Annotated in this window: 18 protein-coding genes; 9 read left to right on the forward strand and 9 right to left on the reverse strand. The window is 53.6% G+C overall.

Translation table 11 applies throughout. The features are described 5' to 3' along the window. Positions 1–42 precede the first annotated feature (42 nt). On the reverse strand, positions 43–1476 hold the full coding sequence (gene aspA / locus LQ901_RS00160; RefSeq protein WP_010864803.1) for an aspartate ammonia-lyase: 1434 nt from the start codon (positions 1474–1476) through the stop codon (positions 43–45). Positions 1477–1775: 299 nt separating this feature from the next. Between aspA and LQ901_RS00165 the strand changes: the two genes are divergently transcribed. From LQ901_RS00165 to groL, 3 genes are all read left to right on the forward strand, one after another. After that, positions 1776–2297, forward strand: coding sequence for an FxsA family protein (locus tag LQ901_RS00165; protein WP_370635670.1), 522 nt, complete (start codon positions 1776–1778; stop codon positions 2295–2297). 312 nt (positions 2298–2609) lie between these two features. Continuing rightward, complete coding sequence (locus tag LQ901_RS00170) at positions 2610–2903, forward strand: co-chaperone GroES (protein ID WP_010864801.1); 294 nt, start codon at positions 2610–2612, stop codon at positions 2901–2903. Between the two features lie 53 nt (positions 2904–2956). Further along, positions 2957–4603, forward strand: a complete 1647-nt coding sequence (gene groL, locus LQ901_RS00175; protein ID WP_010864800.1) for a chaperonin GroEL — start codon at positions 2957–2959, stop codon at positions 4601–4603. Between the two features lie 290 nt (positions 4604–4893). Here the strand turns inward: groL and LQ901_RS00180 are convergent, their stop codons facing one another. Next, positions 4894–5226 carry a hypothetical protein gene (locus tag LQ901_RS00180; protein ID WP_039046340.1) on the reverse strand — a complete coding sequence of 111 codons (333 nt, stop codon included), beginning with the start codon at positions 5224–5226 and terminating at the stop codon, positions 4894–4896. Between the two features lie 448 nt (positions 5227–5674). On the opposite strand from LQ901_RS00180, the gene LQ901_RS00185 reads away from it, so the two are divergent. From LQ901_RS00185 to LQ901_RS00195, 3 genes are all read left to right on the forward strand, one after another. Next, the gene (locus LQ901_RS00185; protein WP_064978253.1) at positions 5675–5806 is read left to right on the forward strand and encodes an entericidin A/B family lipoprotein; all 132 of its coding nucleotides are present in this window, start codon (positions 5675–5677) and stop codon (positions 5804–5806) included. Between the two features lie 41 nt (positions 5807–5847). Continuing rightward, complete coding sequence (locus LQ901_RS00190; RefSeq protein ID WP_010864797.1) at positions 5848–6201, forward strand: DMT family protein; 354 nt, start codon at positions 5848–5850, stop codon at positions 6199–6201. A 114-nt stretch (positions 6202–6315) separates the two neighbouring features. Further along, positions 6316–6600: a pyrimidine/purine nucleoside phosphorylase gene (locus LQ901_RS00195; protein WP_010864796.1), complete on the forward strand. Its 285-nt coding sequence runs from the start codon at positions 6316–6318 to the stop codon at positions 6598–6600. Positions 6601–6800: 200 nt separating this feature from the next. Here LQ901_RS00195 and LQ901_RS00200 read toward each other — a convergent pair whose 3' ends face one another. Further along, the gene (locus LQ901_RS00200; RefSeq protein ID WP_082935566.1) at positions 6801–7874 is read right to left on the reverse strand and encodes a DUF2157 domain-containing protein; all 1074 of its coding nucleotides are present in this window, start codon (positions 7872–7874) and stop codon (positions 6801–6803) included. A 142-nt stretch (positions 7875–8016) separates the two neighbouring features. Here LQ901_RS00200 and LQ901_RS00205 point away from each other — a divergent pair, with 142 nt between their 5' ends. Both LQ901_RS00205 and sugE read left to right on the forward strand, forming a co-directional pair. Beyond that, positions 8017–9225 (forward strand): MFS transporter, encoded by a 1209-nt coding sequence (locus tag LQ901_RS00205; protein WP_064978252.1) that lies wholly within the window; start codon positions 8017–8019, stop codon positions 9223–9225. Positions 9226–9341: 116 nt separating this feature from the next. Further along, a complete protein-coding gene (gene sugE, locus LQ901_RS00210; protein WP_010864792.1) occupies positions 9342–9656 on the forward strand; it encodes a quaternary ammonium compound efflux SMR transporter SugE in 315 nt (104 codons plus the stop codon). 158 nt (positions 9657–9814) lie between these two features. Here the strand turns inward: sugE and LQ901_RS00215 are convergent, their stop codons facing one another. The 5 genes from LQ901_RS00215 to frdA all read right to left on the reverse strand — a co-directional run bounded on the left by LQ901_RS00215 (position 9815) and on the right by frdA (position 13908). Further along, the gene (locus LQ901_RS00215) at positions 9815–10387 is read right to left on the reverse strand and encodes a lipocalin family protein (protein ID WP_152136862.1); all 573 of its coding nucleotides are present in this window, start codon (positions 10385–10387) and stop codon (positions 9815–9817) included. Positions 10388–10601: 214 nt separating this feature from the next. Then, positions 10602–10961: a fumarate reductase subunit FrdD gene (gene frdD / locus LQ901_RS00220; RefSeq protein WP_010864790.1), complete on the reverse strand. Its 360-nt coding sequence runs from the start codon at positions 10959–10961 to the stop codon at positions 10602–10604. A 12-nt stretch (positions 10962–10973) separates the two neighbouring features. After that, positions 10974–11372 carry a fumarate reductase subunit FrdC gene (gene frdC, locus LQ901_RS00225; RefSeq protein WP_010864789.1) on the reverse strand — a complete coding sequence of 133 codons (399 nt, stop codon included), beginning with the start codon at positions 11370–11372 and terminating at the stop codon, positions 10974–10976. 8 nt (positions 11373–11380) lie between these two features. Further along, positions 11381–12115 carry a succinate dehydrogenase/fumarate reductase iron-sulfur subunit gene (locus LQ901_RS00230; RefSeq protein ID WP_010864788.1) on the reverse strand — a complete coding sequence of 245 codons (735 nt, stop codon included), beginning with the start codon at positions 12113–12115 and terminating at the stop codon, positions 11381–11383. After that, entirely contained in the window at positions 12115–13908 is a 1794-nt protein-coding gene (gene frdA, locus LQ901_RS00235; protein ID WP_010864787.1) for a fumarate reductase (quinol) flavoprotein subunit, read from the reverse strand. Before frdA ends, LQ901_RS00230 begins: the two co-directional genes overlap by 1 nt. A gap of 392 nt (positions 13909–14300) precedes the next feature. Here frdA and epmA point away from each other — a divergent pair, with 392 nt between their 5' ends. Further along, positions 14301–15275, forward strand: coding sequence for an elongation factor P--(R)-beta-lysine ligase (gene epmA / locus LQ901_RS00240; RefSeq protein WP_010864786.1), 975 nt, complete (start codon positions 14301–14303; stop codon positions 15273–15275). Between the two features lie 274 nt (positions 15276–15549). Here the strand turns inward: epmA and mscM are convergent, their stop codons facing one another. Continuing rightward, positions 15550–18903: a miniconductance mechanosensitive channel MscM gene (gene mscM / locus LQ901_RS00245; protein ID WP_064978250.1), complete on the reverse strand. Its 3354-nt coding sequence runs from the start codon at positions 18901–18903 to the stop codon at positions 15550–15552. Positions 18904–18925: the final 22 nt, after the last annotated feature.

Genomic DNA, 18925 nt, shown 5'->3' on the forward strand with positions numbered 1-18925 from the left:
AAAAAGCCGGCAGAAGCCGGCTTTATTGTACGTTCGAGCTGATTACGCCTCTTCTTCCGTGAAACGTTTTGCTTTGTACTGAGGGTTCATCAGGTTTTCAACGGACAGGATGTCGTCCAGTTGTTCCTCAGTCAGCAGACCGCGCTCCAGAACGACTTCACGTACGCCCTTGCCGGTTTCAGCACAAATTTTACCTACGATGTCACCGTTGTGGTGGCCAATGAACGGGTTCAGGTAAGTTACGATCCCGATAGAGTTGAACACGTAGGCAGCACATTTTTCTGGGTTAGCAGTAATGCCATCAACGCAGAAGTCACGCAGGTTCACGCACGCGTTCGCCATGATAGAGATGGACTCGAACATCGCTTGGCCAATTACTGGCTCCATTACGTTCAGCTGCAGCTGGCCGGCTTCGGCAGCGAAAGTGATAGCGGTGTCGTTACCGATCACTTTGAAGCAAACCTGGTTCACCACTTCTGGGATCACTGGGTTAACTTTAGCTGGCATGATGGAAGAACCGGCTTGCAGTTCTGGCAGGTTGATTTCTTTCAGACCAGCGCGTGGGCCGGAAGACAGCAGACGCAGGTCGTTACAGATCTTAGACAGCTTAACGGCAGTACGCTTGATAGCACCGTGAACCATGACGTAAGCGCCACAGTCAGAGGTGGCTTCGATCAGGTCTTCAGAGATCACGCATGGCAGACCAGTCACGTTAGACAGGTGGCCGATGATGGTTGAAGAGTAACCTTCTGGCGTGTTCACACCGGTACCGATCGCAGTCGCGCCCAGGTTCACTTCCAGCAGCAGCTCAGCAGTACGCTTCAGGTTGCGGATTTCTTCTTGCATCAGTACGGAGAACGCGTGGAATTCCTGACCCAGAGTCATTGGAACCGCGTCCTGCAGCTGGGTACGACCCATCTTCAGTACTTTTGCAAATTCGGTCGCTTTGTTATCGAAGCCCACTTTCAGGTATTCGATCTTCTCAATCAGCTGCATGATGCTGTTGTACACAGCGATACGGAAGCCGGTTGGGTAAGCGTCGTTGGTAGACTGGCTGGCGTTTACGTGGTCGCATGGGTTGATAACGTCGTAACGGCCTTTTTCCAGACCCATCAGTTCCAGCGCAACGTTAGCTACAACTTCGTTAGTGTTCATGTTTACGGAAGTACCGGCGCCGCCCTGATATACGTCAGTTGGGAACTGGTCCATGCACTTGCCAGTAGTCAGAATCAGATCACAGGCTTTAACAATCATGTCGCCGACATTCGCTGGGATTGCGCCCAGTTCTTTGTTGGCCAGCGCAGTGGCTTTCTTCACCATCACCATGCCGCGTACGAACTCTGGTACGTCAGAAATAGTGGTGTTGGAGATGTTAAAGTTCTCGATAGCGCGCAGAGTATGGATGCCGTAGTAAGCATCAGCAGGAACTTCGCGGGTACCCAGCAGGTCTTCTTCGATACGAATATTGTTAGCCATAATAGGTAAACCTTGAATGTACGGGTAATGAGTTTGTTAAAGTATAGTGTGTCGTTTTTATGCAAAACGGCAGGAAAAATTACCGTTCTTCCCTGAAAGTGTAGGTGATCTTATTGGAATGGCCGGGGGAAAAATTTACCTAGATCACTTTTTGTTGCATGTTACCTAAATAGAGTTAATAAATGTGATCCCACTCACGTGTCATCGAGGGTGAAATCCCTCTACAGTGAGCGGCGGATTGAAATTACGGTCAATCGCCCCCATCTTACTATTTAACGCTATTACGCATCGAGGAGCACATAGTGCGTCTTTTCTTTCTGCTGTTGCTGTTATTTCTGCCGTTTATTGAGATAACGATATTTATTCAGGTCGCTGATCAGATTGGCGGCTGGACAACGCTGGCACTGGCTTTGCTGGCATCGATGGTGGGGGTATCGCTGATCCGCAGTAAAGGGGTCAAGACGCTGATGCTTATCCAGCAAAAACTGGCGCAGGGTGAAATGCCGGCCCAAGAAGTGGTGCAGGCCGGTATGCTGGTTATCGCCGGTATTTTGCTGATTATCCCCGGCTTTTTAACCGATTTTGTGGCGTTGATTCTGCTGCTGCCGTGGGTACAAAAGGCGCTGGCGCATTGGGTGCTGCCGCGCATGCAAATTATTGGCACCGGCAGTGCAGGCTTTGGCACGTTTGGTGGTGAGGATAACCGCAGCGGTCATCGCACCTTTGATGGTGAGTTTGAGCGTAAAGACCCGCCGACTCATCAGGGCGATAACAGCCAGCAAGGGCCAGATGACCACGATCAGCCGCCACGCCTACATTAATCATGAATGTAGGCATGTCTGTCGGCATCGTGATGCGGCCTTCATCGCTATGTGCATGAAGGCGTAAGCTGGGCATGTAACGCTGTAAAGCTCTCAGGGATGAATGTGATCGCTTTCGCCATTCATCCCTTTTTTATGCCGGAATAAAAATTTTTTTGTTTGCCCCCTTGAAGCCGGCGCGGGTGTCCCCCATTTCAATTACCACAAGCGCGGCAGGCGTTAGGCCGGTCGCCACCTTTGAAACTACATATGAAACTACACAGCCGGTATGGAATTCCGGGTGTTAAATTTGTTATCTGGAGAGTAGAAACGATGAACATTCGTCCACTGCATGACCGTGTAATCATTAAGCGCAAAGAAGTTGAATCCAAGTCTGCTGGCGGCATCGTATTGACCGGATCAGCAGCGGGTAAGTCTACCCGGGGTGAAGTGTTGGCTGTCGGTAACGGCCGCATTCTGGACAACGGCGAAGTGAAGCCGTTGGACGTAAAAGTAGGTGACATCGTTATTTTCAACGATGGCTACGGCGTGAAGAGCGAGAAAATTGACGGCGAAGAAGTGCTGATCATGTCCGAAAGCGACATCCTGGCGATCGTTCAGGCCTGATAATCGCTCACTGCTTTTAACCCTTAACACAATTTTTGAAGGAAGAATCTGTCATGGCTGCAAAAGACGTGAAGTTTGGCAATGATGCACGCGTAAAAATGCTGCGTGGTGTAAACGTACTGGCTGACGCGGTAAAAGTAACACTGGGCCCGAAAGGCCGTAACGTGGTACTGGATAAATCTTTCGGTGCGCCAACTATCACTAAAGACGGTGTATCTGTAGCACGTGAAATCGAACTGGAAGACAAGTTCGAGAACATGGGGGCGCAGATGGTGAAGGAAGTTGCCTCTAAAGCGAACGACGCTGCCGGTGACGGTACTACCACTGCCACCGTACTGGCGCAGGCTATCGTGAACGAAGGTCTGAAAGCGGTTGCTGCGGGTATGAACCCAATGGATCTGAAGCGCGGTATCGACAAAGCGGTGATTGCTGCGGTTGAAGAGCTGAAAGCGCTGTCTGTTCCTTGTGCTGATACCAAAGCTATCGCTCAGGTAGGTACCATCTCTGCTAACTCTGATGAGACTGTGGGCACCCTGATTGCTGAAGCTATGGAGCGCGTAGGTAAAGAAGGCGTGATCACTGTAGAAGACGGCACCGGCCTGCAAGACGAGCTGGATGTGGTAGAAGGTATGCAGTTCGACCGCGGTTACCTGTCTCCATACTTCATCAACAAGCCAGAAACTGGCTCTGCTGAGCTGGATAACCCATTCATCCTGCTGGTAGATAAGAAGATCTCCAACATCCGTGAACTGCTGCCAGTTCTGGAAGCGGTGGCCAAGTCTGGTAAGCCACTGATGATCATCGCGGAAGATGTCGAAGGTGAAGCGCTGGCAACGCTGGTAGTGAACACCATGCGCGGTATCGTGAAAGTGGCTGCTGTTAAAGCGCCAGGTTTCGGTGACCGTCGTAAAGCAATGCTGCAAGATATCGCGACCCTGACCAACGGTACCGTGATCTCTGAAGAGATCGGTATGGAGCTGGAAAAAGCGACTCTGGAAGACCTGGGCCAAGCTAAGCGCGTTGTTATCACCAAAGACAACACCACCATCATCGATGGCGTGGGTGATGAAGCCGCTATCCAAGGCCGCGTAGCGCAGATTCGTCAGCAAATCGAAGAAGCCACTTCTGACTACGACCGTGAAAAACTGCAAGAGCGCGTAGCGAAACTGGCTGGCGGTGTTGCTGTGATCAAAGTCGGTGCTGCTACCGAAGTGGAAATGAAAGAGAAGAAAGCGCGCGTAGAAGATGCCCTGCACGCAACCCGTGCTGCGGTAGAAGAAGGCGTGGTTGCTGGTGGCGGTGTTGCTCTGGTGCGTGTTGCTAGCAAGCTGGTTGGCCTGACTGGTCAAAACGAAGAGCAAAACGTGGGTATCCGCGTAGCTCTGCGTGCGATGGAAGCGCCTCTGCGTCAGATCGTGATTAACGCGGGTGAAGAAGGCTCTGTGGTTGCGAACAACGTGAAAGCGGGCGAAGGTAACTACGGTTACAACGCGGCGACCGAAGAGTACGGCGACATGCTGGAAATGGGTATCCTGGATCCAACCAAGGTAACCCGTTCTGCACTGCAGTACGCAGCTTCCGTAGCCGGTCTGATGATCACTACCGAGTGCATGGTTACTGACATGCCGAAGGAAGAGAAAGCTGACATGGGCGCCGGTATGGGCGGCATGGGCGGTATGGGCGGCATGGGCATGATGTAATGCCTATACCTGACCTGTTCAGTGTATAAAAAAGAAAAACCCACCGTTAGGTGGGTTTTTTTATGGCGCTTATTTTTATGGAGCCCATTATTTATGGTGCTCTGTGATTTATGAAGCTCTGTGCGCAGTAATACGGCGTAAGAGTCATTACTGCGGTGCGCCGCGCTATCTGTTGCTATCACTGTTTATGGTTGTATCTGTCTGAGCTTATTATCGCCGGATCTTCGTCTATTTCTCGTGCATGTTTCGTATACAAGAAAGCACTTACGGGCGATGGAGCCAATACCGCGTTAACTCGCTTGCTGGATTCCCCGCAGCTGACAGCGCAGCTCGCTACGTAACAGCTCCAGCTTGTGCGCCAGTGTTGAAATGTGCACGTCAATCAGTGGGCTATCGGCCTGCATTTTCAGACCATCGAGCTCATACAATAACTCTTCCACATACGGACGAAAGCGCTGGCTACGGCTGTGAAAGCCTTGCGGCAGACTGAATAGGGCGCGGCGTGGGCTACGCTGCTGGCGAGGTTGGCGCAAAATAAAATCGTCTACCGTAGTGGCTTGATTCAGGGTTTGCCATAGATGGTGCTGGATCTGATGCAGAATTTGTTCGGGGTTGTTCAACATGCGCTACGTCCTTGTGTAGGTTCGGCCTGCTCTGGCAGGCACTGCTGATGCTCGGTATCACGGTGTATGACAGACGATGCACTGTGGAATCCAGGGTGGGTATCTACGCTGGCATCGGCTATCGCTGGCAGGGAGAAATCCGTCCGCCCTGAAAAGTGCCGTTAGCATGATGAGCGCATTGGGCTCACGGCTATTGGCGGCGTTCTTCGTGAACACCTTTCTTTGAGGCTAGTCGATCTTTGGCGTCGACGCTGTGATTTTGTGCGAGTTACCTCTGGTTTTATGCGGTTTTGTGGCAGCGATTGCGCTTTTTGCTGGAAGCTGGCGTATTGTCAGACCAAGCAAATTCACGCCGACAGGATGGGAAGGTGGGGTCGGTTATAATAAAATCAGACGTCTGTAGAGCTTGAATCTGGCCACCGGCCAGAGTGAACGCGTGAGGATAACCATGAAACCACGTATGATCTGGCTAGTTGTACCGTTACTGCTGGCATTTTTGACCTCCGGTTGTGAGACCACCAAAGGGTTTGGTCGTGATGTGCAAAAATTAGGTAGCTCTATTCAGCGCGCTGTCGATTAAGGCCGTTAATTGTTGAAGTACACCGTTAAAAAAGGAATGTTATGCCGCCGCTGGTAACAACCATAGGCCTGTTGTGTCTGAGCAATATCTTTATGACCTTTGCTTGGTATGGCCACCTGAAAAACTTCGCCCATAAACCTTGGTTGTTTGCTGCACTGATTAGTTGGGGCATTGCCTTGTTTGAATATTTGCTGCAAGTGCCGGCTAATCGCATTGGTTATACCGTCGCATCGCCTGGGCAGCTTAAAATCATCCAAGAGGTGATTTCGCTGTCGGTATTTGTGCCGTTCTCGTTGTACTACCTGAAAGAGCCGTTTCGGATGGACTTTGTCTGGGCCGGTTTATGTCTGCTGGGGGCGGTGTTCTTCATGTTTCGCGATAAGATTATGGGCTAACCGGACACGGGTTTTGCGGCGTGGTTTTTATCTAGTCAGAACAAAAAATCACCGGTATGCTGCCGACTGCAGGCTTGGGATTAGCCGAGCCATTTTGACAGGGAGAGTAACAACATGCTGGAAGTGAACGACTATTTTGCTGGGCAGGTTAAATCCATCGGTTTTCAAGATGGTGAGCGTCGGGCTACCGTTGGTGTGATGGCACCGGGCGAGTACCGCTTTAATACCGGCGCGCCGGAAGTGATGGTGGTGCTGCGTGGCGCGCTGACGGTGCGTCTGCCGGGTAGCGATGTGTGGCAGACCTTTGCGGCCGGCAGTGAGTTTCATGTCCCTGGTGACAGCGCCTTTGATCTGCAAGTGGCGCAAGATACTGCCTATTTGTGCCAGTTTGGTGGCTAAGCTGAGCTGAGCAATGCAACAAGTCATGAGCGAGTCACTAGTCATCTGATAAGCCGCGCCAATGAGCGTGGCATACGTCTAGATACACACGCCGAGATACAGACCGATTCGCATAAACGATAGTGGCTCGATTGCATAGCCCCGCATACGCGGGGCTATAATTTTTGCAGCGTCTGTAGCAATTTACGGTCTAGTCGCGCTTAGGCATCCAGATGCAAGCGGCGGCGCACCCAATTGGCAATCGCCACCTCATGCTGCTGCCATTTGACGCCAAGGCCAATCACCAACAGCCCTGCCGCGCACAGAATAAACGGGAACAGCGTGCTGTCTGCAAACAGTGACCATGCCAGATAGCCAAAATAGGCAAACACACCCAGCGTGCCATACAGGGTAAATACCCGTCGATTCAACAGCGGCCCCAGCAGCATCAGGCCTAAATTCAGCAAGCAGTAAATAAAGCGCCCCAGCTCGCTGTGACTGTCGAGCAAGGTCAGGCTAGTCCAACTGATGGTCAGCGCACTGACATACCACCAGTGAGCATAATCGGGCTGACGCCGATAGCGATGATCCAGCCAGCCGGCGATCCCCAACATACCCACGCCAATCAGCAGTGACAGCAGACACTGACGACGCCAGCCGCTATGCCACCAACTCAACAGATCGAGCGCGTTATGCAGCAGCGTGACCCACAGCAGTAAACTCAGTGGCAGCATCAACAGTGGCGCGCGGTAGCGCCACACCATCGCAAGGCCGGCCAGCAAACCGAGCACCTCCAACGATAACCAACGCTGATCGGCCATGCCCGGATAATCGAGATAAAACAGCGGTAGACGGGTGTGCGGATCATCCCACCATCCCCAATGCATTTGTAATCCGAGTAAAATCAGCGGCGCGGTCAGCATCACGACCGTAGCGCATAAGGCCGCTGGCAATGGGTAGCGACGCCGGTGCAGCACTTCAGCTAACAGTAACGCAATCAGCAGTAAAGCGGCGGACAACGCGCTGTAGGTCAGTGGGCCAAAGCGTGACCAACTTTGCTGCATAAAGACGGTCATCGCGCCAATCGCCAGCAAGCCGCCTAAGGTGTACAGCACCTGCGCGATAGTAAAACGCGGGCTCGGCGTCGGTGCTTGTTGGCAGACAAACTGCCATAGCGCCGCGGCTTGTCCGGGTTGCAGGATCTGTTGCTGCTCGGCCGCGCTCAGCAGTTGCGGCGTGAGCGGACGTGGCCGTTCGTCTTGTTCAGGCGTGGTCACGGGAGTCGTGTGTGGCATCATCGTTCCTTGTGGTGAGAGCGGAATCGGTAAAATCTGCCCTGACGCATATTCTGCTGAGATTATAACCATTATAGTGACGGACTGGGTGCAGTGATTTGGCGCACTGAAAGTATCGGTCGCCCCGAGGTAAGGACACAACATGATCACGCAGGGAAGCCGCGATTACCGGCGCGCCACCGCCGCGCTGGCGTTATCCTCTTTTCTGGTCTTTTGTAATTTGTACGCACCACAACCGATGTTGCCGCTGCTGGCGGCGCAGTTCGGTGCCAGTGCTAGCGAGGTGAATGGCATCTTTGCTGGCGCGTCGCTCGGGTTAAGCCTGAGTTTGCTGCCGTGGGCGATCGCCGCCGATGCGCTCGGTCGGCGTCGCATCATGCTGTGTAGCTTAGGGCTGTCGTTAGGGACGGCGCTGGCGCTGCTGTTGGCGCAGAGTCTCAGCAGCTGGATTGTGCTGCGGGTGATTCAAGGCATTGGGCTGGCCGGTTTTCCTGCCGTGGCGGTGGCCTACATGGCCGAAGAGTTTGAGTCCAAAGCCTTTATGCGGGCGGTGGGCAGTTATGTGGCCGCCAATTCGGTGGGCGGAATTGCGGGGCGTTTGATTGGCGGAGGGATGTCACAGTGGTTTGGCATTGAAGCCACGGTGTGGACTCTGGCGCTACTCACCGCGGCTGGCGTGTCGCTGGTGGCCATGTTATTACCTAAACCGCAGCATTTTCGTGCACAAGCCTTACGGCCGCGCGCACTGTTTGGCACCTTGTTGCGCCACCTACGCAATCCTTATCTGTGGCCGGTGTTTTTAATCAGCATGCTGGCGTTTGGTATTTTCATCAATCTGTTTTCGGTACTGACTTTTCGCTTACACGGCGCGCCGTGGCATCTGCCAGCCAGTGCGTTGTCATTGCTGTTTTTATGCTATTTAAGCGGCACGGTGTCGGCCAGTTTAGCCGGCCATTGGAGCGTACGTTATTCAGTTCCGGCGGGGATGGCGCTGGGCGTAGGGTGTTTGCTGGGTGGCACATTGCTGACGTTGAGTTTGCAGCTGTGGGTGATCATTGCCGGACTGTTGATTAATAGTATCGGTTTTTTCCTGCTGCACTCATTAGCCAGCGCATGGGTCGGTAAGCATGCCGGTGAAGGGCGTGCGATGGCCAGCGCGCTGTATTTAATGTTCTACTATTTTGGCTCTGCCGCTGGCGGTTTTTATCTGCTGTACTGGTGGGGAAGCGGCAACTGGCCAGCAGTAGTGGCCGCAGCGGTGGCCGCCTTGTTACTGATCCCCGGCTTGCTTTATGCGCTGCGCCGGCGCAATCTACCTAGCGACCTCGACTCTTCGCGTCAGCATTGCTAGTTTCTTTCTCGTGCGGCCCAGAGTCGCACGTTGTCTATTCAGTCCCGGGACGACCCGGTATGACTGCCTTTCGTATGGGGACGACCCCGAAGAATGCCATGGAGGAGTGTAGGACTATGGCGTGGGTATACCTGGTGATTGCAGGTATCTTTGAAGTGTGTTGGGCGCTGGCCTTAAAAGCCAGCCATGGGTTTAGCCGTCCGTTGCCGACGGTGATTTTTGCCTTAACCATCAGTGGCAGCATGGTGTTGCTAGCGATGGCGATGCGTCAGTTACCGGCAGGCAGCGCTTATGCGGTGTGGACTGGTATCGGCGCGGTCGGAACGGCCATCATGGGCATCATTTTGTTTGGCGAGTCCGCCTCTTTGGTGCGGGTCGGCAGTTTGGTGCTGATTGTGTGCGGGATCTTGGGGCTGAAATTCAGTAGTTGAGTTGCGCGAATATCTTCGTTGACCGGTCCGGTGGTGGATTCCCCACTGCTGATGGCCACCATTCCTGAACTTTATTATTGATGTCGGTGAGTGCGCCGCGATGCCTGTTTTATCCTTGTCTGGCAAGGGATGACTGGCGCGCGGCGCTGTCGCTTGGTTTAGGATGCTGGTGTGCTTGCCGGTTCACTTTGTGGTCGCGGAGTGCGCTGGTCGGTAAAAATCAGGGCGTCGGTGGCAAAACCGGCCGCTTTGGCTTGCTGTAAGAGTGCGTCGAGCTCGGCGGCGGGCAGAGTTGGCGTGCGGGCCAAGATCCACAGGTATTCATGGCTTGGGCCGCTGATCAGCGCATAGCGGTAGTCGTCAGACAGCTTAAGGATATGGTAGCCGCCGTAAAACGGGCCGAAAAAGGAGACTTTCAGTGAGCCCGGCATATCGGGCGCCAGTGAATAGGCTTTGCCCTCAGCAACTTGCCAGCGCTGTTTCGCGGGGTCAAACCCACGGTTGATGACGCGGATCCCGCCATCATCACGCGGCAGATAGTCGGCTGTAACGTGGGTCAGGCCGCGCTCGAACGAGTGGTCGAGGCGCGCAATTTCGTACCACGTACCTTGATAGCGCGTCAGATCCAGTTGTTGAATCGGCTTGGCGCCGGGCGGAACTTGCGTACAGGCGGTTAACAGTGCGGTTAACCACAAGGTGGCGGCGGAGAGCAGGGAGCGAGGTGACAGCATTGGCCTATCCTTAGCAAAATGCCTAAGCAAGATGAGAGTCACGCACAGCATCAGTGCCGTACAGCTTTCAGTATCTCTGGTTTAGGTATAGCAAGGATAAGGATAAAAAAATACCCGGCAACGCCGGGTATTTTTATCTCTCACGGAGAGCGCGCGGATATCGAACGCATGTCGAGGCGAACCGTGGCCAGCACGTTTCGCCTCGCAGGTAGGATTACAGCGTGAATACCACGATCAGCGCCAGCAGGCTGTAGATCGCAGACAGACCGTAAAACACCAGTTTACCCGCCGGTACGTGCACTTTCAGATCGTGCATCGCGTGGTGGATACGGTGCATACCACACCAGATAGGCAGGATCAGCATACCCAGCATGAACAGACGACCGATGATGCTCTGAGCAAAGCCCAGTACGCGCTCGTAGCTCATCGCGCCATCCGGCAGCATACCCAGTGGCAGCATGATGCCGACCAGCAGGATGATCACCGGAGAAACGATGGCGCTCCACATACCGCCCGCACCGAACAGGCCCCAAAATACCGGTTCGTCAGAACGCTGAGGGATTGATGGTTTCATCCTCTTCCTTCCTTAAATCAGTACGATAGCCAGGGCAAAAATAGTGAATGCCACCATTACTGCCCACAGTGCTTTAACAATTTTGCTCTCAGGCAGTTTTTCATCATTAATGATGATCATCTGTGCCTTCGGTGCTAGGTTGAACCAGGTTGCGGTGTGCAGCAGGGTCATCCCCAGAGCAATCAGGTTCAGCAGCAGAACGATAGGGTTTTGCAGGAAGCCGACAAAGCTATACCAGCTGTCTACACCACCGCGCAGAGCAAACATGCCGTACAGCAGAACCAGACCGAACCATACGGTTGGTACAGCGCTGCCTTCACGGATCATGTAGAACTTGTAAAAGCCCAGTTTCTGCCACCAGTTCGCTTTCATCTCGCGAACATAAGGTTTACGTTTGGAGATAGTGCTCATTTCTTTCCTCACTGTGGCTTCAGCATGGCGATCATGAAGTCTTTGGCACTTTCTACCTTGCCCTGCTGGATAGCAGCGGCTGGGTCAACGTGCTTCGGACACACTTCAGAGCAATAACCGACGAACGTACAGCTCCACACACCGTTTTTGCCGTTCAGAACTGGCATACGCTCAGCTTGACCGTGGTCACGGCTGTCAGTGTTGTAACGCTGTGCCAGTGCCAGTACACCAGGACCTACGAACTCTGGGTTCAGGCCAAACTGTGGGCAGGCTGCGTAGCACAGACCACAGTTGATGCACATAGAGAACTGACGGTATTTCTCCAGCTGAGCCGGGGTCTGAACGTTTGGACCTTCAGACACTTTACGGTCATTACCGATGATGTATGGCTTGATGGATTCCAGACTCTCGATGAAGTGAGTCATGTCAACCACTAGGTCACGCTCGATCGGGAAGTTGGCCAGCGCTTCGATGCGCATGCCTTCGTCGGCGTAGTCACGCAGGAAAGTCTTACAAGCCAGCTTAGGCACGTTGTTAACCATCATGCCGCAAGAGCCGCAGATGGCCATACGGCAGGACCAACGGTAAGACAGATCGCTGTCGAGGTTGTCTTTGATATAGCCTAACGCATCCAGCAGGGAAGTGGCGTTGTCGTAAGGTACATCAAAGGTCTGGAAATAAGGCGCGGTATCCTGTTCAGGATTGTAGCGCATCACTTCCATCTTCAGAGTACGGCTTGCCATTATGCCTGCTCCTTCTTCTGCTTTTCTTGGTCTTCTGCTTCAGCGCCGTATACACGCTTGGCAGGCTGGGACTTGGTGATGCATACATCGCTGTATTCCAGACGCGGCGCGCCGCCGTCTTCGCTACGGAAGGCCAGAGTATGCTTCAGGAAGTTCACGTCATCACGCTCGGTATAGCCTTCGTCCAGACGCTGGTGCGCACCACGAGACTCTTTACGCGCCAGCGCAGAGTTCGCCATGGCATCGGCCACGTCCAGGCTGTAACCCACTTCGATGGCGTACAGCAGATCAGTGTTGAACACACTGGAGCGGTCTTTGATAGACACTTTCTTGATACGTTCTTTCAGCTCAGCCAGCTTATCAACGGTGGCTTGCATCAGATCTTCGGTACGGTAGATACCGCAACCTTCTTCCATAGACATGCCCATCTCGTCACGGATCTTCGACCAGGACTCATTACCTTCCTGATTCAGAACGCTGTGCAGACGGTTTTCGATGTCTTTGGCTTGTGCATTCAGAGCTGCATCGTTGGCTTCGCCCATTTCAGCGGCGCGTGCCACGGCATTTTCACCGGCCAGACGACCGAATACCACGATTTCAGCCAGTGAGTTAGAACCCAGACGGTTCGCACCGTGCAGACCCACAGAAGAACACTCACCCACGGCGAACAGACCCTTAATGCGGGTTTCGCACTGGTTATCGGTTTCGATACCACCCATGGTGTAGTGTACGGCTGGACGTACTGGGATTGGCTCTTTAACCGGATCCACGCCCACGTAAGCTTTCGCCAGTTCACAGATGAACGGCAGACGCTCGTTGAGGTACTTAGCACCCAGATGACGCAGGTCCAGATGTACCGCATCGCCCAGAGGGGTAGAGATGGTGCGGCCTGCGCGCCACTCGTGCCAGAACGCCTGAGAAACTTTGTCACGTGGACCCAGTTCCATGTACTTGTTCTTCGGCTGACCGACTGGGGTTTCTGGTCCCAGACCGTAGTCTTGCAGGTAACGGTAGCCGTCTTTGTTCACCAGAATACCACCTTCACCACGGCAGCCTTCGGTCATCAGGATACCTGAGCCCGGCAGACCGGTTGGGTGGTACTGAACGAATTCCATGTCACGCAGAGGTACGCCATGACGGTAAGCCATCGCCATACCATCACCAGTTACGATACCGCCGTTGGTGTTGTAACGGTAAACACGGCCGGCACCACCGGTAGCCAGGATCACGCTGTTGGCGCGGATCTGTACCAGTGTACCTTCCATCATGTTCATTGCGACCAGACCACGGGCTTCGCCGTTGTCTACCAGCAGGTCCAGTACGAAGTGCTCGTCAAAGCGCTGGATTTGTGGATATTGGATAGACGTCTGGAACAGGGTATGCAGCATATGGAAGCCGGACTTATCCGCAGCAAACCAAGTACGCTCAATTTTCATACCGCCGAAGCGACGTACGTTTACAGAACCATCCGGACGACGGCTCCACGGACAACCCCACTGCTCCAGTTGGGTCATCTCAATCGGTGAGTGTTTAACGAAGTATTCGACTACGTCTTGTTCACACAGCCAATCACCACCGGATACGGTATCGTTGAAGTGGTTGTCGTAGCTGTCATGATCCAGTGCTACCGCTGCGGAGCCACCTTCGGCTGCAACGGTGTGACTGCGCATAGGGTATACCTTGGATACCAACGCGATCTTCAGATTAGGGTTGGCTTCGGCTGCGGCAATTGCGGCACGCAAGCCCGCACCACCCGCACCAATGATAGCGATGTCTGCGGTAAAGGTCTGCACAGCATTCCTCCGAAATATTGGACAAATTATAGTCGTCGGGATTAAAAAAAATAAATAAGGGGGAAATCCTCGGTTTCAGCGCGGCTATTGTAGTCATCGCACCTGTAACAAAACTTGATTTAGTTACCTGTTTTGAGAGTTTACTCACTCGAAAGAGTGAGCAAGATTTGATTTCGTGATCGAGCGCAAAAAACCGCACGGAGTCACAAAAATAGTGAATTTAAGAATTAATTTACATTAGCGCTTCATTTTTTCACTAAAGCGAAACCCCACGGCGGAATTTTTACATTTAAATGATGGTCAGACAGAGGAAATGCCGCCAAGGATTTGTCTGATGACGGACTCGCGGGTAGACTGCGGCACCAATTACGAGTGTTTATCCAGAGGAAATCATGAGCGAATCGGTGAACTGGCAGCCTTCAGCGCCAATGAGCAATCTGCTAAAGCGTGCCTCCATGCTGGCAGATGTGCGTCGTTTCTTTGCTGATCGGGGTGTGCTGGAAGTCGAAACGCCGGCAATGAGTCAGACTACCTTAGCGGATGTATACCAATTTCCGTTTCAACTGGAATACCAAGGCTGTGATGATTGTGAAAGCCAGAAACTGTATCTGGTCACCAATCCTGAATATCACATGAAACGCCTGCTGGCCGCGGGAAGCGGTCCGATTTTCCAGTTAGGTCGCTCATTTCGTAACAAGGATGCCGATAGCCGACATAATCCGGAATTTACCATCTTGGAATGGTACCGGCCGTGCTTTGATATGTACCGTCTGATGAATGAAGTGGACGATCTGCTGCAGCAGATCCTCGACTGTGAACCGGCGGAAAGTCTTTCTTATCAACAAGCCTTCTTGCGTCATTTGGATATTGACCCGCTGTCAGCAGATAAAGCGGTGTTGGCTGAGCTGGTTGAAGCTAAAGGGCTAACAGATCTGCTAGAAGGGGAAGAGCGCGATTGCCTGCTGCACGTGCTGTTCCAGCGCGAAGTGGTGCCGAATCTGGGCCAAGAGAAACCGGTTTTTGTGTATCACTTCCCAGCCAATCAGGCGGAGCTGGCGCAAATCAGCTCGGAAGATCACCGCGTTGCTGAGCGTTTTCAGGTGTTTTATCACGCCATGGAGCTGGCAGACGGCTTCCATGAGCTGAGTGACATTGAAGAGCTGCGCAAACGCTTAGAGCAGGAAAATATCAAGCGGGCGGCACGTAACTTACCGACTTACCCCATTGATGAGCGTCTGATGGCCGCCGTGGCCGCCGGTATGCCGGATTGCTCAGGGGTTGCGCTGGGCGTTGAACGTTTGCTGATGGTGGCAGTAAATGCCGAAGATATCAGCGAAGTGATGGCGTTTCCGGTTTCGATCGCGTGAGTGTTGCTGAAGCGCGATAATTTATCGTTTATTGATAGCGAGCAGACAAAAACGGCAGTCCATCAGGACCGCCGTTTTTTTTATTTTTGCCGTGCCAGCTGGTGCAAAAACCTGTGGTCTGGCATTGCAATATGCGGGGGAGAGCGTGGCAGAAAACGGAAGGGCTGAAACCGATTTCTGTGCAGTCCTTGTACAATAAAGGAGAACTTACTTAAATGCAATGAGTTCTCATTATCATTTGCTGGTGAATCTAATTAGCGAGCAAGGCAACCCGTTAGATCGTCATCACATTACTCACCGCGCTGCGGCGTAGTGCTTCACTGGCCGGCATCTTCTCAACCCGAATCTGACTTGGCGGATACGGCAGTTCCAGTTCATGGGCGTGGAACAGAGCCAAGATCTGCTTGTGCAGCTCATGGCGAATAGGCATCCGATGGCCCATTTCCGCCGCGTACAAGCGGATCTCATAGAGCGGGATCCCTTGCTGCAAGTCGACCAGATACACCTCGGGCGCTGGGGTTTCCAAGGCATTCGGTGTATTTCGCGCGGCTTGCTCAATCAAACTGGTGACGAGTTGCGTATCGGCATGTTGCGGGGCGGGGATCCGCAGCACGATGCGGGTGATCGGATCGGACAGCGACCAGTTGATGAACTGCTCGGTGATAAAGGCCTTGTTCGGCACAATGATCTCTTTGCGATCCCAATCGGCAATAGTAGTGGCTCGAGTGTTGATTTTGGTCACCGTACCGGTCAGATCGCGAATCGTCACCGTATCGCCAATGCGGATTGGCTTTTCAAACAAAATAATCAGGCCAGAGATAAAGTTGGCGAAGATCTCTTGCAAACCAAAACCAAGACCAACACCGAGCGCCGCGACTAACCACTGCAATTTAGCCCAATCCACCCCAATCATCGAGGCGGTGATCATCACCCCGAATAAAATGATCGAGTACTTGGTTAAAGTGGTAATGGCATAACCGGTTCCCGGGGTCAGATCCAGATGCTGTAACAGTGCCAGCTCCATCAGCGCTGGCAGGTTACGGATGATCTTGGCGGTAATGATCAGCGCCAGACCGGCCAGCAGCAGCGAGCCCAGCGTAATCGGCTGGACGCTTTCAACGCCGTTAGTGATGTCGATGACATTCCACAGGTTGATGTTATCCAAGAAGGCAAACGCCGAGCGCAGCTCAGACCAAATCAACATCAGCGAGCCGAGGGCGGCCAGCGAGATCATCGAGCGCATCAGCTGCAAGGATTTGGCGCTGATCACATCCAGATCGATCACCGGCTCTTCAATCATGTCCTGCGCACCATCATTGCTGGTGGCATGCTCATCATCGTTATTGCGCGCTCGTTGCGCCAAGATTTCAGAGCGGCGCTGCTTGGCTCGCTCAAAGGCGATGCGCCGACGTTGGATCCACATCCAGCGACGGGTCAGGTAGTAGAACAGCAATAAGAACAGCCATACCACCAATGAGACCTCCACCCGCGCCAGCAGCGCCCGTGAGGTCGATAGATAGCCTAAGCAGGTGAACAAAATCGCCAGTGGCGGTGTGGCTAACACCACCCCCCACAGCAAGTAGTTAATCAGGTTCTGCCCCGAGCCCTGTGCGTTGAGGTACAGCGGCACTTTGGTGCGCCGCAAGCTGGCGGTCAGCACCATCAGCACGATGCACAGGCCAATAAAGGCCAGTCGCACCAGCGTATCGTTAAACTGGCGATCGTTAAGCGAGCTTAAGGTATCGGCGACACACCACAGCGGCACAAAGCTGGCCAGCGACACGGCGTAATAGCGCATCGCGCGGCCCACTTTCTTGCTGTCCCAACCAAAATGGACGATGAACAGCCCCTTGGCGCGGGCAAAATTGGCGGTGATCACGAACAAGCTGATCACGATAACCAAATTGATCAGGCTTTCACCAAAGGCGATGGCCACCGGATAGGCCCACGCATTGAGCAGACTGTAACCCACCGCAGCCAGCAGCACCGGCGCGGGTAGGGAAACCCACACCGACCACAGCAAGGTGCGTAGCGTCAGACCGAAGCTGTCTAAGGTCACTTTGCCTACCCGGCTGGCGGCTTTGTCCAGAAAACGGCGGTAGTTGCCCATGCTGTAACGGCTGGCAATGCTCACGCCGATAGCGGCCAGCAACCACAAGAGGCTTTCGCTATGTAAGCTGGCGACAAAACCCTGCGCTATCTGACCGAACACATCCATCGCCACCAGTTGGCGCACATCGTGTAGCACCGCGAGTGGGAAGCCGAGGCCAATCGGGTTCAAGTCTGGCAACCAGAACAGATAGCGATTGGTGGCGACTTTAATTTCGCGCAGCACATCGATTTGTTGGTTAGTGGCCACTTTCAGTTTGGCCAGCTCCAGAATGCTGGTATCGGTGCCGGTGATCAGCGACGTCAGTAAGTCATGGCGGGTCTGATACTGGCTGTTCCAGATGTTACGCAGGTTCTTCGGGAGCGCCTCAATTTGCGTGAGCTGCTCTTCGCTCAGGGGCGTATTTTGCATCTCATCATATTGCAGCCGTTGGGCGCGAATATCCGCCATTTCCCGATCCAATTGCTGTGGTTTGGGCATTTTCGGCAGTTTGGCAATTTGTGAGCGCAAACTCTCGCCGAGGGCGTTGGAAACCGATAACCACTGCGATTGTTCACGGATACTGCTCAGCGCTTGTTTGACCTGATTGATGTCCGCTTGGGTGCTGCGCTGCGCTTCCGCGGTGCGCTCTAAAAAGCTGGCCTGTTGATTGAGCGCCTGTGACAACTGCTGGTTTTGGTTAATCAGTTCGGTGACAAAGGCAGGCAGATCGGCGCTTTGCTCAATTAAGGCAGTACTTTGCTTGAGCGCTTGCTGCGCTTCTTGCTGGCGCTGCTCGTTAAAGGCATTGCGCAGGGCTTGCAGGCGGCTGTCGAGTTGATCGCGCTCCGTGCGCGAGATCTCTTGGCGCAGGCGTGCCAATTCCAACCGGTTGTTGGCCGACAGCTGCTCAAGCTCCAGGGTATCTACTTGCGCCTTGCGCGCAGTTACCTCGGCGCGTAGCGCTTGCTCTTGCGATTGCTGCAACGGGGTATTGCTGCTTGGCGGCAGCGTCGATAGGCGCTGCTCAGCCTGATTGAGGGCGGTACGCGCCTCACTTTGCCGCGTCGGAATATCGTTCAGCGAATCGATGATGGCCTGAATTTGATCGCTTTCTTGTTGCAGATCGCGCGTCGCCCCCAGCAATTTGCTGTTGGTTTGCAAAATTTGCTGCTCAAGCTCGGCAGTCGTCAGCCCCGCGCCATTGTGGGTATGGCTGGTACTGTTAGCGCTGCGCTGTAGCTGTTGTAACTGCTGGCGCAATTGGCTGGTGAGGTTGGGATAGTTATCAATTGCCGCCTGATATTCCGTGCGCCGCTTTTGCGCTTCATCACGGGTTTTCAGCCAAGTCAGTGCCGTCTGCAGATTTTCTAAAATCGCTTTTTTATCGGGCAGATTACCGGCTTCGGTGGTGTCGATGGATTGTTGCAGCTTGTCTGCCGGTTGCAACACCTCTGCCTGTAGCGGCAGGCTGTTGACTAGTAAGGCACACAGCAGCAAAAAGAGGGAACAATAACGCTGTAAAGGGTGTCGTGACATGCGCGACCTCGCGGAACAAAGA

This window comes from Plesiomonas sp. PI-19 (genome assembly GCF_021368255.1).
Taxonomy (GTDB): Bacteria; Pseudomonadota; Gammaproteobacteria; order Enterobacterales; family CAMTGL01; genus Plesiomonas; species Plesiomonas shigelloides.